Annotated in this window: 14 protein-coding genes; 10 read left to right on the plus strand and 4 right to left on the minus strand. The window is 54.6% G+C overall.

Translation table 11 applies throughout. The features are described from left to right. Positions 1-363: 363 nt before the first annotated feature. The 4 genes from dnaK to nhaR all read left to right on the plus strand — a co-directional run bounded on the left by dnaK (position 364) and on the right by nhaR (position 5,804). A complete protein-coding gene (gene dnaK, locus ACERJC_RS17690) occupies positions 364-2,280 on the plus strand; it encodes a molecular chaperone DnaK (protein WP_373672167.1) in 1,917 nt (638 codons plus the stop codon). An 84-nt stretch (positions 2,281-2,364) separates the two neighbouring features. Beyond that, a complete protein-coding gene (dnaJ, locus tag ACERJC_RS17695) occupies positions 2,365-3,498 on the plus strand; it encodes a molecular chaperone DnaJ (protein WP_061076371.1) in 1,134 nt (377 codons plus the stop codon). Positions 3,499-3,670: 172 nt separating this feature from the next. Beyond that, on the plus strand, positions 3,671-4,837 hold the full coding sequence (gene nhaA, locus ACERJC_RS17700) for a Na+/H+ antiporter NhaA (RefSeq protein ID WP_373672168.1): 1,167 nt from the start codon (positions 3,671-3,673) through the stop codon (positions 4,835-4,837). 67 nt (positions 4,838-4,904) lie between these two features. Further along, entirely contained in the window at positions 4,905-5,804 is a 900-nt protein-coding gene (gene nhaR, locus ACERJC_RS17705) for a transcriptional activator NhaR (protein ID WP_373672169.1), read from the plus strand. A 60-nt stretch (positions 5,805-5,864) separates the two neighbouring features. Here the strand turns inward: nhaR and rpsT are convergent, their stop codons facing one another. Continuing rightward, a complete protein-coding gene (gene rpsT / locus ACERJC_RS17710) occupies positions 5,865-6,128 on the minus strand; it encodes a 30S ribosomal protein S20 (protein ID WP_003018940.1) in 264 nt (87 codons plus the stop codon). A gap of 124 nt (positions 6,129-6,252) precedes the next feature. On the opposite strand from rpsT, the gene ACERJC_RS17715 reads away from it, so the two are divergent. From ACERJC_RS17715 to ispH, 6 genes are all read left to right on the plus strand, one after another. Further along, the gene (locus tag ACERJC_RS17715) at positions 6,253-6,450 is read left to right on the plus strand and encodes a DUF2575 family protein (protein WP_052746862.1); all 198 of its coding nucleotides are present in this window, start codon (positions 6,253-6,255) and stop codon (positions 6,448-6,450) included. Between the two features lie 7 nt (positions 6,451-6,457). Then, positions 6,458-7,396, plus strand: a complete 939-nt coding sequence (gene ribF, locus ACERJC_RS17720; RefSeq protein WP_152405933.1) for a bifunctional riboflavin kinase/FAD synthetase — start codon at positions 6,458-6,460, stop codon at positions 7,394-7,396. A gap of 34 nt (positions 7,397-7,430) precedes the next feature. Continuing rightward, entirely contained in the window at positions 7,431-10,247 is a 2,817-nt protein-coding gene (ileS, locus tag ACERJC_RS17725; RefSeq protein ID WP_373672170.1) for an isoleucine--tRNA ligase, read from the plus strand. Further along, the gene (gene lspA, locus ACERJC_RS17730) at positions 10,247-10,744 is read left to right on the plus strand and encodes a signal peptidase II (protein WP_042323985.1); all 498 of its coding nucleotides are present in this window, start codon (positions 10,247-10,249) and stop codon (positions 10,742-10,744) included. The genes ileS and lspA overlap by 1 nt, the downstream gene beginning before the upstream one ends. Before the next feature lie 123 nt (positions 10,745-10,867). Further along, positions 10,868-11,317, plus strand: a complete 450-nt coding sequence (fkpB, locus tag ACERJC_RS17735; protein ID WP_042998001.1) for an FKBP-type peptidyl-prolyl cis-trans isomerase — start codon at positions 10,868-10,870, stop codon at positions 11,315-11,317. 1 nt (position 11,318) lies between these two features. Continuing rightward, on the plus strand, positions 11,319-12,269 hold the full coding sequence (ispH, locus tag ACERJC_RS17740) for a 4-hydroxy-3-methylbut-2-enyl diphosphate reductase (protein WP_178825938.1): 951 nt from the start codon (positions 11,319-11,321) through the stop codon (positions 12,267-12,269). 29 nt (positions 12,270-12,298) lie between these two features. Here ispH and ACERJC_RS17745 read toward each other — a convergent pair whose 3' ends face one another. From ACERJC_RS17745 to ilvD, 3 genes are read right to left on the minus strand one after another with little or no spacing between them, the layout of a single operon-like run. After that, complete coding sequence (locus ACERJC_RS17745; RefSeq protein WP_286631532.1) at positions 12,299-13,081, minus strand: SDR family NAD(P)-dependent oxidoreductase; 783 nt, start codon at positions 13,079-13,081, stop codon at positions 12,299-12,301. A gap of 9 nt (positions 13,082-13,090) precedes the next feature. Then, entirely contained in the window at positions 13,091-13,999 is a 909-nt protein-coding gene (locus tag ACERJC_RS17750; RefSeq protein ID WP_371896446.1) for a dihydrodipicolinate synthase family protein, read from the minus strand. Then, positions 13,996-15,708, minus strand: coding sequence for a dihydroxy-acid dehydratase (gene ilvD, locus ACERJC_RS17755; protein WP_373672171.1), 1,713 nt, complete (start codon positions 15,706-15,708; stop codon positions 13,996-13,998). The genes ACERJC_RS17750 and ilvD overlap by 4 nt, the downstream gene beginning before the upstream one ends.

The raw sequence follows: 15,708 nt of genomic DNA on the forward strand, positions 1-15,708 counted from the left end.
AAGGTCAGCAAAATGTTCTTTATCTTACCCCTCTCCTTGTGCTGATTCATGGACGTAATCTTTTCTTTTTATTACAATTTTTCCGTGAATTGTTGCTTTGTTTTTATGGTTTCAGTGAATGTTTTAGCCCATGGAAATGCTGTCGTCGGCCACCTGTCCCGGTTTTAATGACTCTTTATGACTGCGGGAATAAATATTTTTTTTTCATTCCCCCCTTGATGAAGTGGGTTGCGACCCCACTTAGTAGTCAACCGCAGTGGTGAGTCTGAAAAAAAACGAATCAAGGTAGTTGAAACCGCACGTTTCGCCCTTATTACAGACTCACAACCACATGTTGACCGAATTTTTAGTGGAGACGTTTAGATGGGTAAAATTATTGGTATCGACCTGGGTACTACCAACTCTTGTGTAGCGATTATGGATGGCACCACTGCACGCGTGCTGGAGAACGCCGAGGGCGATCGCACCACGCCTTCTATCATTGCTTATACCCAGGATGGTGAAACTCTGGTTGGTCAGCCGGCTAAACGTCAGGCAGTGACAAACCCGCAAAACACCCTGTTTGCGATTAAACGCCTGATTGGCCGCCGCTTCCAGGACGAAGAAGTTCAACGTGATGTTTCCATCATGCCGTACAAAATCATCGGCGCCGACAACGGCGACGCATGGCTGGATGTGAAAGGTCAGAAAATGGCACCGCCGCAAATTTCGGCTGAAGTGCTGAAGAAAATGAAGAAAACGGCTGAAGATTACCTGGGTGAACCGGTAACTGAAGCGGTTATCACCGTACCTGCTTACTTTAACGATGCTCAGCGTCAGGCAACCAAAGACGCCGGCCGTATCGCAGGTCTGGAAGTGAAACGTATCATCAACGAACCGACTGCCGCTGCACTGGCGTATGGTCTGGATAAAGAAGTTGGTAACCGTACTATCGCGGTTTATGACCTCGGTGGTGGTACGTTCGATATCTCTATTATCGAAATCGACGAAGTTGATGGCGAAAAAACCTTCGAAGTTCTGGCAACTAACGGTGATACCCACCTGGGTGGTGAAGACTTCGACAGCCGTATGATCAACTATCTGGTTGAAGAGTTTAAGAAAGATCAGGGCATTGACCTGCGTAACGACCCGCTGGCAATGCAGCGCCTGAAAGAAGCGGCAGAAAAAGCGAAAATTGAGCTTTCTTCTGCACAGCAGACCGACGTGAACCTGCCGTACATCACTGCAGATGCCACCGGTCCGAAACACATGAACATCAAAGTGACTCGCGCGAAACTGGAAAGCCTGGTCGAAGATCTGGTGAACCGTTCCATCGAGCCGCTGAAAGTCGCTCTGCAGGACGCTGGCCTGTCCGTATCTGATATCAACGACGTTATCCTCGTTGGTGGTCAGACGCGTATGCCAATGGTGCAGAAGAAAGTGGCTGAGTTCTTTGGTAAAGAACCGCGTAAAGACGTGAACCCGGACGAAGCCGTGGCAATTGGTGCTGCTGTCCAGGGTGGTGTATTGACCGGTGATGTGAAAGACGTACTGCTGCTGGACGTTACCCCGTTGTCTCTGGGTATCGAAACCATGGGCGGTGTGATGACTGCGCTGATCAACAAAAACACCACTATCCCGACCAAGCACAGCCAGGTGTTCTCTACCGCGGAAGACAACCAGTCTGCGGTTACCATCCATGTGCTGCAGGGTGAACGTAAACGTGCGTCTGATAACAAATCTCTGGGTCAGTTCAACCTGGATGGGATCAACCCGGCACCGCGCGGCATGCCGCAGATCGAAGTGACCTTCGATATCGATGCTGACGGTATCCTGCACGTTTCCGCGAAAGATAAAAACAGCGGTAAAGAGCAGAAGATCACCATCAAGGCGTCTTCTGGCCTGAATGAAGAAGAAATTCAGAAAATGGTTCGCGAAGCCGAAGCGAATGCTGAGTCTGACCGTAAGTTTGAAGAGCTGGTTCAGACCCGCAACCAGGGCGACCATCTGCTGCACAGCACGCGTAAGCAGGTTGAAGAAGCAGGCGAGCAGTTACCGGCTGACGACAAAACGGCCATTGAGGCTGCGCTGACCGCACTGGAAACGGCGCTGAAAGGCGAAGACAAAGCGGCCATCGAAGCGAAGATGCAGGAGCTGGCGCAGGTTTCCCAGAAACTGATGGAAATCGCTCAGCAGCAGCATGCGCAACAGCAGGCGGGCTCCGCTGACGCTTCCGCAAACAACGCGAAAGATGATGATGTTGTCGACGCTGAGTTTGAAGAAGTGAAAGACAAAAAATAATCGCCCTTTGAACGGGTAATTACTGGCACGGGCGAAGAGGTTTCCTCTCCGCCCGTGCACGCATGTTAAGGGCAGAAAAAAGAGATGGCTAAGCAAGACTATTACGAGATTTTAGGCGTTTCCAAATCAGCGGAAGAGCGTGAAATCAAAAAGGCCTACAAGCGCCTGGCCATGAAATTTCACCCGGACCGTAACCAGGGTGATAAAGAGGCCGAAGCCAAGTTTAAAGAGATCAAAGAAGCGTATGAAGTCCTCACCGACTCGCAGAAACGCGCTGCCTATGACCAGTACGGTCATGCCGCGTTTGAGCAAGGCGGGATGGGCGGCGGCGGCGGTTTTGGCGGCGGCGCTGACTTCAGCGATATCTTTGGTGACGTTTTTGGCGATATCTTTGGCGGTGGTCGGGGTCGTCAACGTGCTGCGCGTGGGGCCGATTTACGTTACAACATGGATCTCACCCTGGAAGAAGCCGTACGTGGCGTGACCAAAGAGATCCGCATTCCGACGCTGGAAGAGTGTGATGTTTGCCACGGCAGTGGCGCGAAAGCGGGGACTCAGCCGCAGACCTGTCCGACCTGTCATGGTTCCGGTCAGGTGCAGATGCGTCAGGGGTTCTTCGCGGTTCAGCAAACCTGTCCGCACTGTCAGGGGCGCGGTACGCTGATCAAAGATCCGTGCAACAAGTGTCACGGTCATGGTCGCGTCGAGAAGAGCAAAACGCTGTCGGTTAAAATCCCGGCAGGCGTGGATACCGGTGATCGCATTCGTCTCTCTGGCGAAGGTGAAGCTGGTGAGCACGGCGCACCGGCAGGGGATCTGTACGTTCAGGTTCAGGTGAAACAGCACCCAATCTTCGAACGTGAAGGCAACAACCTGTACTGTGAAGTACCTATTAACTTTGCGATGGCAGCACTCGGCGGCGAAATTGAAGTTCCGACGCTGGATGGCCGCGTGAAGCTGAAAGTACCCAGCGAAACGCAGACCGGAAAACTGTTCCGCATGCGTGGCAAAGGCGTGAAGTCGGTTCGCGGCGGTGCGCAGGGCGATTTGCTGTGCCGCGTCGTGGTCGAAACGCCGGTTGGTCTGAACGAGAAACAGAAGCAACTGCTGAAAGATCTGCAGGAAAGCTTTGGTGGCCCAACCGGTGAAAAGAACAGCCCGCGCTCCAAGAGCTTCTTTGACGGCGTGAAAAAGTTCTTTGATGATTTGACCCGCTAATCACGTCTGCCGTATCGGCCAAAAGCCTGGGATTGCGAGATCTCAGGCTTTTTTTATGTCTCTATAACTCGGTAAAATCGAATGTTTTGCCATGAATAATCTAATTTTAACGATTATTCATGCGGAGTATGATAGTAATTACGAAGTATTCACCCTATAGAGAGAATAAAAAGTGAAACATCTGCATCGTTTCTTTAGCAGTGATGCCTCTGGGGGCATCATTCTTATCATCGCCGCTGTGCTGGCCATGCTGATGGCCAATATGGGTGTGACCAGTGGATGGTATCGCGCCTTTCTCGAGACGCCTGTCCAACTGCGCGTTGGCGCGCTTGAAATCAATAAAAACATGCTGCTGTGGATCAACGACGCCCTGATGGCGGTGTTTTTCCTGCTGATTGGCCTTGAGGTCAAGCGCGAGCTGATGCAGGGCTCTCTGGCGAGTCTGCGTCAGGCGGCTTTCCCGGTGATTGCCGCTATTGGCGGAATGATTGTCCCGGCGCTGCTGTATCTGGCATTCAACTATGCCGATCCGATCACCCGCGAAGGCTGGGCGATCCCGGCCGCCACGGATATCGCTTTTGCCCTGGGCGTGCTGGCCCTGCTCGGCAGTCGGGTGCCGCTGGCGTTGAAAATTTTCCTGATGGCGCTGGCGATTATCGATGACCTGGGCGCGATCATTATTATCGCCGTCTTCTACACCCACGATCTGTCGATGGTGTCATTGGGTGTGGCGGCATTTGCGATTGCGATTCTGACGCTCCTTAATTTGTGCGGCGTCCGGCGTACGGGGGTGTACATCCTCGTTGGGGTGGTGTTGTGGACCGCCGTACTGAAATCCGGCGTTCATGCAACGCTGGCGGGTGTGATCGTCGGCTTCTTCATTCCGCTGAAAGAGAAGTACGGGCGTTCTCCGGCGAAGCGTCTGGAGCATGTTCTGCATCCGTGGGTGGCCTATCTGATCCTGCCGCTGTTTGCCTTCGCCAATGCGGGCGTTTCTTTGCAGGGCGTGACGATGGACGGGCTGACCTCCATCCTGCCGCTGGGCATCATTGCGGGCCTGCTGGTGGGTAAGCCGCTGGGTATCAGCCTGTTCTGTTGGTTGGCGCTGCGTCTGAAGCTGGCGCAACTGCCGGAGGGAACCTCGTTCCCGCAAATCATGGCGGTCGGCATCCTGTGCGGCATTGGCTTTACGATGTCGATCTTTATCGCCAGCCTGGCCTTTGGCAGCGTGGATCCGGAGCTGATTAACTGGGCGAAGCTGGGGATCCTGATTGGCTCCTTGCTGTCGGCGGTGATTGGCTACAGCTTGCTGCGCGCACGTTTACGCCCGTCAGTCTGATCGGGGCGAGTTTAGCAGGGAAGCTTTTTCCGGCTTCCCTTATTGTGATATTTATCAGAGAGAGTGTATGTCCCACATTAATTACAACCATCTCTATTACTTCTGGCACGTCTATAAAGAGGGCTCCGTGGTCGGTGCGGCGGAGGCGCTTTATTTAACGCCGCAAACCATCACCGGGCAGATTAAAGCGCTTGAGGAGCGCCTGCAGGGTAAACTCTTCAAGCGTAAGGGGCGCGGTCTGGAGCCCAGTGAACTCGGCGAACTGGTTTTTCGCTATGCGGATAAAATGTTTACCCTAAGCCAGGAGATGCTGGATATCGTGAACTACCGCAAAGAGTCCAATCTGCTGTTTGACGTGGGCGTGGCGGATGCGCTGTCGAAACGACTGGTCAGCAACGTACTGGATGCGGCTGTCGTTGAAGGTGAACAGATCCACCTGCGCTGTTTTGAATCGACCCATGAGATGCTGCTGGAGCAACTCAGTCAGCATAAGCTGGATATGATTATCTCGGACTGCCCGATTGATTCTACGCAGCAGGAAGGGCTGTTTTCGGTGAAGATTGGCGAATGTAGCGTCAGCTTCTGGTGTACTCATCCGTTACCGGAAAAAACCTTCCCGGCTTGTCTGGAAGAGCGACGTTTGCTGATCCCCGGGCGGCGTTCGATGCTAGGACGCAAGTTGCTGAACTGGATTAATTCCCAGGGGCTGAAGATTGAGATTCTGGGGGAGTTTGACGACGCCGCATTGATGAAAGCCTTTGGCGCGACGCATAATGCGATTTTCGTGGCTCCAACGCTCTATGCGCATGATTTTTACGCGGACGATTCGGTGGTAGAAATTGGTCGCGTGGAAAATGTGATGGAGGAATATCATGCCATCTTTGCCGAGAGGATGATTCAGCATCCGGCGGTACAGCGCATCTGCAATACGAACTATTCGGCGTTATTCACGCCCCAGAACAAATAGTCCAGACATAAAAAAACCCGCTTGCGCGGGTTTCTTCACAAAGCAACAATCAACAGGCGATTAAGCCAGTTTGTTGATCTGTGCAGTCAGGTTAGCTTTATGACGTGCAGCTTTGTTTTTGTGGATCAGACCTTTAGCAGCCTGACGGTCCACGATTGGTTGCATTTCGTTAAATGCTTTCAGTGCAGTAGCTTTGTCGCCAGCTTCGATAGCTGCGTATACTTTCTTGATGAAAGTACGCATCATAGAGCGACGGCTTGCGTTGTGCTTACGAGCCTTTTCAGACTGAACGGCGCGCTTCTTAGCTGATTTGATATTAGCCAAGGTCCAACTCCCAAATGTGTTCTATATGGACAATTCAAAGGCCGAGGAATATGCCCTTTTAGCCTTCTTTTGTCAATGGATTTGTGCAAATAAGCGCCGTTAATCTAGCGACGCTACGTTACGTATTGATGGCGCAGGATTCTACCAGCTTGCTGGCTGTGAATACAGCTTTTCAGCGATAAAAATTGAATTGCTTTGTCAGTTTGTGGTCGGTATTTGCCTCAGGGTAATGAAATCCATCTGCTTTCTGTTTCGCCACATCAATCGCCGGTTAACCTTGACCGCCGTACAAGGTATACTTTGGCGATTTTCACTGTTTTGAGCCAGACATGAAGCTGATACGCGGCATACATAATCTCAGTCAGGCCCCGCACGGGTGTGTGCTGACTATTGGTAATTTCGACGGCGTGCATCGTGGTCATCGTGCGCTGCTGCATGGTTTGCAGGAAGAAGGGCGCAGGCGTGGCTTACCGGTGATGGTGATGATTTTTGAACCGCAGCCGCTCGAACTGTTTGCGACAGACAAAGCCCCTGCACGGCTGACCCGCCTGCGTGAAAAATTGCGTTATCTCGCGCAATGCGGCGTCGACTACGTGCTGTGCGTGCGATTCGATCGCCGTTTCGCTGCCCTCACGGCGCAGTCCTTTATCAGCGAATTGTTGGTGAATCGTCTTGGCGTGCAATTTCTCGCGGTGGGGGATGATTTCCGCTTTGGCGCTGGTCGTGAAGGCGATTTCTTGTTATTACAGAAGGCCGGCGTGGAATATGGTTTTGATATCACCAGCACCCAAACTTTCTGCGAAGGTGGTGTTCGTATCAGCAGCACCGCCGTGCGTCAGGCGCTGGCAGAAGACAACCTGGCCCTCGCCGAAAGCCTGCTGGGCCATCCGTTTACCATCTCTGGTCGCGTAGTGCACGGTGATGAACTCGGACGCACCATTGGTTTCCCGACGGCAAATTTACCGCTGCGTCGTCAGGTTTCCCCGGTAAAAGGGGTTTATGCGGTAGAAGTGATGGGGCTTGGCGAAAAGCCATTGCCCGGCGTGGCGAACATCGGGACCCGTCCGACGGTTTCGGGCGTGCGCCAGCAACTGGAAGTGCATCTGCTGGATGTTGCAATGGACCTCTATGGTCGCCATATAGATGTTGTGCTGCGTAAAAAAATACGCAATGAACAGCGATTTGCCTCGCTGGATGAACTCAAAGCGCAGATTGCGCGAGATGAATTAACTGCCCGTGATTTTTTTGGGCTAACAAAACCGGCTTAAATGCCTGGGTAATCAATACGGAACCGAGAATCTGATGAGTGACTTTAAATCAACCCTGAATTTGCCGGAAACAGGGTTCCCGATGCGCGGCGATCTCGCCAAGCGCGAACCGGGAATGCTGGCGCGTTGGACTGATGATGACCTGTACGGCATCATTCGTGCGGCCAAAAAAGGCAAAAAAACCTTCATTCTGCATGATGGCCCTCCTTATGCGAATGGCAGCATTCATATTGGTCACTCGGTTAACAAGATTCTGAAAGACATTATCGTGAAGTCCAAAGGACTCGCGGGATATGACTCGCCTTACGTTCCGGGTTGGGACTGCCACGGTCTACCGATCGAGCTGAAAGTGGAGCAGGAATTCGGTAAGCCGGGCGAAAAATTTACCGCAGCGGAGTTCCGCGCGAAGTGCCGTGAATATGCCGCAACCCAGGTTGACGGTCAGCGTAAAGACTTTATCCGTCTGGGCGTGCTTGGCGACTGGTCCCATCCGTATCTGACGATGGACTTCAAAACGGAAGCCAACATCATCCGCGCGCTGGGCAAAATCATTGGCAATGGTCACCTGCATAAAGGCGCGAAGCCTGTGCACTGGTGCGTAGACTGCCGTTCTGCGCTGGCAGAAGCGGAAGTGGAATATTACGACAAAACCTCTCCGTCCATCGACGTGGCTTTTGTTGCTGCGGATCAGGATGCGGTGAAGGCGAAATTTGGCGTGACGAACGTCAATGGCCCAATCTCGCTGGTAATCTGGACCACCACGCCGTGGACGCTGCCGGCAAACCGCGCGATCTCCATTGCGCCTGACTTTGACTATGCGCTGGTACAGATCGACGGTCAGGCGGTGATCCTGGCGAAAGATCTGGTTGAAAGCGTGATGCAACGCATTGGCGCGACGGACTACACCATTCTCGCAGCCGTAAAAGGGGCGGAGCTTGAGCTGCTGCGCTTTACGCATCCGTTTATGGGCTTCGACGTGCCGGCGATCCTCGGCGATCACGTGACGCTGGATGCCGGTACCGGTGCCGTACATACCGCGCCGGGTCATGGTCCGGATGACTATGTCATCGGCCAGAAATACGGTCTGGAAGTCGCTAACCCTGTGGGGCCGGACGGCGCGTATCTGCCGGGCACCTGGCCGACGCTGGACGGTGTGAACGTCTTTAAAGCCAACGATCTTATCGTTGAGCTGTTGCGTGAAAAAGGCGCGCTGCTGCACGTTGAGAAAATGCAGCACAGCTATCCGTGCTGCTGGCGTCACAAATCGCCGATTATCTTCCGTGCGACCCCACAGTGGTTCGTCAGCATGGATCAGAAAGGTCTGCGTGAGCAGTCTCTGAAAGAGATCAAAGGCGTGCAGTGGATCCCGGACTGGGGTCAGGCACGTATCGAATCGATGGTTGCGAACCGCCCTGACTGGTGTATCTCTCGTCAGCGTACCTGGGGTGTACCGATGTCTCTGTTCGTTCACAAAGACACTGAAGAGCTGCATCCGCGCGCCATCGAACTGATGGAAGAAGTGGCGAAACGCGTTGAAGTTGACGGTATTCAGGCCTGGTGGGATCTCGATCCGAAAGAGATTCTGGGTGATGAAGCCGATCGGTACGTGAAAGTGCCGGATACGCTGGACGTCTGGTTTGACTCCGGATCAACTCACGCCTCCGTCGTGGACGTGCGTCCGGAATTCGCCGGTCATGCCGCGGATATGTATCTGGAAGGCTCCGACCAGCACCGTGGCTGGTTCATGTCTTCTCTGATGATCTCCACCGCGATGAAAGGCAAAGCGCCGTATCGCCAGGTACTGACGCACGGCTTTACCGTTGATGGTCAGGGCCGCAAAATGTCCAAATCCATCGGTAACACCGTTTCGCCGCAGGATGTGATGAACAAACTGGGCGCCGACATTCTGCGTCTGTGGGTGGCATCAACCGACTACACCGGTGAAATGGCCGTTTCAGATGAGATCCTCAAACGTGCTGCCGACAGCTATCGTCGTATCCGTAACACCGCGCGCTTCCTGCTGGCGAACCTGAACGGGTTTGATCCGGTTAAAGACATGGTGAAACCGGAAGAGATGGTGGTACTGGACAGATGGGCGGTCGGCTGCGCGAAAGCGGCACAGGAAGATATCCTGAAAGCATACGAATCCTATGATTTCCACGAAGTGGTGCAGCGCCTGATGCGCTTCTGCTCGGTGGAAATGGGGTCGTTCTATCTCGACATCATCAAAGACCGCCAGTACACCGCGAAAGCGGAAAGCCGGGCGCGTCGCAGCTGCCAGAGCGCGCTGTATCATATCGCGGAAGCGCTGGTACGCTGGATGGCACCGATCATGTCCTTCACCGCGGATGAAATCTGGGGCTACCTGCCGGGCTCCCGTGAGAAGTATGTCTTCACCGGCGAGTGGTACGAAGGTCTGTTCGGTCTGGCGGACAGCGAAGCGATGAACGATGACTTCTGGGACGAGCTGCTGAAAGTGCGTGGCGAAGTGAACAAAGTTATCGAACAAGCGCGTGCGGATAAGAAAGTGGGCGGTTCTCTGGAAGCGGCAGTGACCCTGTACGCGGAACCTGAACTGGCTGCTAAACTGACCGCGCTGGGCGATGAATTACGATTTGTCCTGTTGACCTCCGGGGCGAAAGTCGCTGACTATGCCGGGGCTTCTGCTGACGCACAGCAGAGCGAAGTGCTCAAAGGGCTGAAGATCGCCCTGAGCAAAGCCGAAGGTGATAAATGCCCGCGTTGCTGGCATTACACGACGGATGTCGGCAAGGTAGCGGAACACGCAGAAATCTGCGGTCGCTGTGTCAGCAACATCGCCGGTGACGGCGAAAAACGTAAGTTTGCCTGATGAGTAAGCCTCTTTGTTCAACAGGGCTACGCTGGCTGTGGCTGGTAGTAGTCGTGCTGATTATCGATTTGGGCAGCAAGTACCTGATCCTCCAGAATTTTGCTCTGGGGGATACGGTGTCGCTGTTCCCGTCGCTTAATCTGCATTATGCGCGTAACTATGGTGCGGCGTTTAGCTTCCTCGCCGATAGCGGCGGCTGGCAGCGCTGGTTCTTTGCCGGTATTGCGATCGGTATCTGTGTCATTCTGGCGGTGATGATGTACCGCTCCAGAGCGACGCAGAAGCTGAATAACATCGCGTATGCGTTAATCATTGGCGGTGCGCTGGGGAACCTGTTCGACCGCCTGTGGCATGGCTTCGTTGTCGACATGATCGATTTCTACGTCGGGGACTGGCATTTTGCCACCTTCAACCTGGCCGATACGGCGATTTGTGTCGGTGCGGCGTTGATTGTGCTGGAAGGTTTTTTGCCCTCCAGAGAGAAAAAAGCCGCATAAAAATTGCCGGCTGGCGGCGCAAGCGCCTTATCCGGCCTACAACATAGCGCGAACCTTGTGTAGGCCCGATAAGCGCAAGCGCCATCGGGCAAACCGGTGAGTCACAACAAGTGAGCAATCTGCATGTCTAAATCAGTACAGAGTAACAGTGCGGTGCTGGTGCACTTCACCTTAAAACTCGACGATGGCTCCACCGCAGAGTCAACCCGTAATAACGGCAAGCCCGCGCTTTTCCGCCTGGGGGATGGTTCTCTGTCTGAAGGACTGGAGCAACATCTTCTCGGACTGAAAGACGGCGATAAAACCACCTTTTCCCTGGAGCCGGATGCCGCGTTTGGCATCACGACGCCAGACCTGATTCAGTACTTCTCGCGTCGCGAATTTATGGACGCAGGCGAACCTGAAATCGGGGCTATTATGCTTTTTACCGCAATGGACGGCAGTGAGATGCCTGGTGTGATCCGTGAAATCAATGGTGACTCCATCACCGTTGATTTCAACCATCCGCTGGCCGGGCATACCGTTCATTTTGATATTGAAGTGCTGGAAGTCGATCCGGCACTGGAGGCGTAAAATGCAGATCCTGTTGGCCAACCCGCGCGGCTTTTGCGCCGGTGTAGACCGCGCTATCAGCATTGTTGAAAACGCGCTGGCCATTTATGGCGCGCCGATTTATGTTCGTCACGAAGTGGTGCATAACCGTTACGTGGTCGACAGCCTGCGCGAGCGCGGGGCGATTTTCATCGAACAGATCAGCGAAGTGCCGGACGGCGCGATCCTGATCTTCTCCGCTCACGGTGTTTCTCAGGCGGTGCGCAACGAAGCAAAAGGCCGCGATCTCACCGTCTTTGACGCCACCTGTCCGCTGGTGACCAAAGTGCATATGGAAGTGGCGCGCGCCAGTCGTCGCGGTGAAGAGTCGATCCTGATTGGTCACGCCGGGCATCCGGAAGTCGAAGGTACGATGGGACAGTACAGCAACCCGGAAGGGGGCATGTACCTGGTTGAGTCGCCGGAAGATGTTTTTTCGCTTAATGTGAAAAACGAAGGCAAGCTCTCCTTTATGACCCAGACTACGCTCTCCGTGGACGATACGTCAGACGTGATTGACGCGCTGCGTCAACGCTTTCCGAAAATCGTCGGACCGCGTAAAGATGACATTTGTTATGCCACCACAAACCGTCAGGAAGCGGTGCGTGCGCTGGCTGAGCAGGCGGATGTCGTGCTGGTGGTGGGGTCAAAGAATTCGTCTAACTCCAACCGTCTGGCCGAACTGGCGCAGCGGATGGGGAAAGCCGCGTTTTTGATTGACGACGCGACCGATATCCAGGAAGCCTGGGTGAAAGAGGCACAATGCGTGGGCGTCACCGCTGGCGCGTCAGCGCCGGATATTCTGGTGCAAAACGTCATCGCGCGTTTGCAGGAGCTGGGCGGCGGCGATGCTATCCCGCTGGAAGGGCGTGAAGAGAACATTGTTTTCGAAGTGCCGAAAGAGCTGCGGCTCGATATCCAACAAGTGGATTAAAAAATGGGGAGCGAAAGCTCCCCATTTGACTATTCGTCGTCTTCATCCTGCATGATAGCGCTGCGCCCACCGTCCATCACGATGGTCGTGCCTGCAATAAATCCGGCCTTTTCACTGCTTAAAAACAGACACAGTTCACCGACTTCTTCCGGCTTGCCGATGCGTCCAACCGGATGCTTTTTCACCGTTTTCTCACGGGCGATCCGCGCATCCGGATGCGCATCAAACCACGCCTGATTTCCTGCCGTATCAATAAAGCCCGGCGCGATGCCGACGGTGCGGATCGCCGGTCCCCATTCGATGGTCAGACTTTGCACCAGCGACAGCAGCGCGCGCTTGGTGATGTTGTACGGTGCACAGCCTGGCATCGTGGAAAACGCGTGATTGGAGGTGATCACCAGAATCACGCCGCGGCTCTTTTGCAGCGCAGGACGGGCGCATTTCGCCAGATACCAGTGCGAGCGCAGATTCAAATCCAGATTATGCGACCAGTCGCTTTCGTCGCAATCGATGCCTTTAAAGACGTTTTTCCCGGCGTTGGATACCACGATATCAATGCGCCCATACTGTTTCTCTGCATCGTCGACGAACCGTTTGATATCAGCGGTTTGCGTAACGTCGACTGAAAAGTAGTGGTAGCGTCCGTCATATTCTTCCAGCATCTGACGGGCGTTGGCGGCTTTCTCCAGTGACGAAAAAGCGCAGCCAATGACGATGTCGCCATTTTTTAAAAAGGTGCGGGCGATGGCTTCACCGATACCCTGGCTGGTGCCCGTTACCAGCACGACCCGGGGCGTATGTTGTGTGGTCATGTTTATCCCTTACGCTAAGTTAAAATCATGGATCAGCTGTGTAATCGCCTGCCGATCGGCGGCGTCCAGCGTCCAGCCCGGTCGGCGACAGTAGTCGCTGGCAATAATCCCGCGCTGCATCAGCAGCGTTTTTTCCGCCTGAATGATGTACTCGCAATGGCTCATCCAGCGCTGAATAAACGGCAGCAGCCGCTGATGGAGCGCGTGGGCCTGCTTTATTTCACCGTTCTGCCAGTGGCGATAAATCTGCACATACACTTCGGTAAACGAACAGCCCGGCATCACGCCTTTGCCACCGGCTTCCAGCATTTGCAACATATACAATCCCGCGTAGCCGTTCAGAACGCTGGCCTGCGGCGCATGGCGCAGGAATTCTCGGGTGTACTCTACGGGCGGGTTGCACTCGATTTTAAACACCGCATGTGGGTAACGTTCCGCAATGGCGGCGAGTTGTTCCGGCGTAATGGGCAGCCCGGTTTCGCCTGGCGCGTATTGCACCATCACCGGAATATCAACGGCTTCCAGCACCGCAAAAATATGTTCCTGAACGGCCTGTGGGCTGGGTGATAAAAAGAACGGTGGTAGCAGCATCAGCGCATCGGCGCCCAGCGCCTGATAGCGCTTCGCCCGCTTAATGGCGATTTCCGTGCTGTGGTCGGTGACGGAAAACGCGCGATACAGCGGGCTGCCCGCCAGCGTGCTGACCATGAGCTGCGCCAGACGGTCCCGCTCGCCATCATCAAGCTTAGGAAATTCGCTGGCGATACCAAACAGCGTAGCGCCGTTTGCACCACTGGTGGCGAGGTGTTCGAGCAGGCGCACGAAACTGCATTCGTCGATGTCACCCTGTGGCGAAAATGGCATTGCCACGATGGGATTTATGCCGACAATCCCGGCGGCGGTAAAATGCTTCTTCATTCCATGTCCTCCCTGTCCGCAAGCACTGCGCCCTGTGCAGCGGGCAGCGCCCAGCGGCGATAAAGGCGCAAAAAGCCGCGCGGCACTTCTTTATACACCGGCTTCCAGTTCTCACGTCGCTGTGCGAGCGTGGCGTCATCCACGTGCAGAGTGAGCTGTCGTGTCGGAATATCGATGGAGATGCCATCGCCGTCCTCCACCAGACCCAGCGCACCGCCTTCAGTGGCTTCCGGAGAAATATGGCCGACAAATAATCCCCGATTAGAACCGGAAAAGCGGCCATCGGTGATCAGCGCGCAGCTGTCGGAAAGCCCCATGCCTTCGAGGCACTTCATCGGTTTGTACATTTCCGGCATGCCCGGTCCGCCTTTAGGCCCTTCGTAGCGTAATACCAGTACGCTACCTGGCTGAATAGCACCTGACATAATGGCCTCGACCGATTCCTGTTCGCTGTTGAACACCACTGCCGGACCGCGGAAGGTCATCAGATTTTCAGGGACGGCGGCGGGTTTCACTACGCAACCCAGTGGTGAAAGGTTGCCATGCAAAACGGCTACGCCCGCTTCACTGCGCACCGGGATTGCCAGCGAACGAATCACTTCCGGGCGGGAGGTTTTGTGTCCTTCAGCCAACAGTTCAGCTTTGGTTTTTCCAGTGACGGTCAGCGCATCACGATTCATCAGCGTCGCAATTTCATGCTCCACGGCGCGAACGCCACCGGCTTCCCAGAAGTCGATCATGTCGTGTTCAGACGCCGGGTAGAGCGACGCGACCAGCGGCACCTGATGGCTAAGCTTGTCAAAAGCGGAGAGAGGCAGGTGCCCCAATTCCGCTTCGTAGTGAATGGCCTGAAGATGGAGAATGGCGTTGGTGGAGCCGCCGGTCGCCAGCAGATAGACCATCGCGTTATGAATGGATTCTGGCGTAATAATCTGGCGAGCATTAATGCCTTCGCGCACCAGCGTCACGGCCTGCTTCCCGGTTTCAACGGCGCAAATTCGACGCTCCTGTGAAACGGCAGGCAGCGTGCTGCTGCCCGGCAGACTCATGCCCAGCACTTCGGCGATACAGCACATGGTGTTGGCGGTGCCGTACATGGTGCAGGAACCCGGGCCTGGTTCAGCGATATTTTCGATGTGGGCGAATTCCGCTTCGGTTATTTCACCTCGCGTTTTCCAGCCAATGGCTTCAGTGACAATATTGCCGTCCCAGTGTTTACCTTTGTACTCTGCCGGGTACATCGGACCGCCGTTGACCATGATGGCCGGAATATCCAGGCGTGCTGCCGCCATCAGCATGGCCGGAACGATTTTGTCACAGGAGCCAAGCAGCACCATGCCGTCAAAGCGGTGAGCGCGCATCATGCTCTCAATCGACATGGCGATCACTTCACGGGCCGCGAGAATATAGCGCATCCCCAGATGCCCTTCAGCAATGCCATCACAGGGGGCAATGGTGCCGAAAACCATCCCTATGCCGCCCGCTTCATCAATGCCTTTCAGGACGTTTGCCGTCAGTTCGTTGAGGTTGGCGTGTCCGGCGGTCGCATTGGTGTAGCTATTGACCACCGCAATGACCGGGCGGCGCAGCTGCTCGTCCGTGTGGCCCATGGATTTATACAGGGCGCGTTTTAACGCGCCGTCATCACCCTCGAGGATGGGGCTGAAATGCGTGCCGCAGTGGGCACATCCTCCACAATCACTCTTCAT

Source organism: Citrobacter telavivensis (assembly GCF_041807075.1).
Taxonomy (GTDB): Bacteria; Pseudomonadota; Gammaproteobacteria; order Enterobacterales; family Enterobacteriaceae; genus Citrobacter_A; species Citrobacter_A telavivensis.

Excerpts from the sequence above, each read along its gene's own strand:
- dnaK (WP_373672167.1), top strand. The coding sequence starts at position 364 with ATGGGTAAAATTATTGGTATCGACCTGGGTACTACCAACTCTTGTGTA.
- ribF (WP_152405933.1), top strand. The coding sequence starts at position 6,458 with ATGAAGCTGATACGCGGCATACATAATCTCAGTCAGGCCCCGCACGGG.
- ileS (WP_373672170.1), top strand. The coding sequence starts at position 7,431 with ATGAGTGACTTTAAATCAACCCTGAATTTGCCGGAAACAGGGTTCCCG.
- lspA (WP_042323985.1), top strand. The coding sequence starts at position 10,247 with ATGAGTAAGCCTCTTTGTTCAACAGGGCTACGCTGGCTGTGGCTGGTA.
- ACERJC_RS17745 (WP_286631532.1), bottom strand. The coding sequence starts at position 13,081 with ATGACCACACAACATACGCCCCGGGTCGTGCTGGTAACGGGCACCAGC.
- nhaR (WP_373672169.1), top strand. The coding sequence starts at position 4,905 with ATGTCCCACATTAATTACAACCATCTCTATTACTTCTGGCACGTCTAT.
- dnaJ (WP_061076371.1), top strand. The coding sequence starts at position 2,365 with ATGGCTAAGCAAGACTATTACGAGATTTTAGGCGTTTCCAAATCAGCG.
- ispH (WP_178825938.1), top strand. The coding sequence starts at position 11,319 with ATGCAGATCCTGTTGGCCAACCCGCGCGGCTTTTGCGCCGGTGTAGAC.
- fkpB (WP_042998001.1), top strand. The coding sequence starts at position 10,868 with ATGTCTAAATCAGTACAGAGTAACAGTGCGGTGCTGGTGCACTTCACC.
- ilvD (WP_373672171.1), bottom strand. The coding sequence starts at position 15,708 with ATGAAGAGTGATTGTGGAGGATGTGCCCACTGCGGCACGCATTTCAGC.
- ACERJC_RS17750 (WP_371896446.1), bottom strand. The coding sequence starts at position 13,999 with ATGAAGAAGCATTTTACCGCCGCCGGGATTGTCGGCATAAATCCCATC.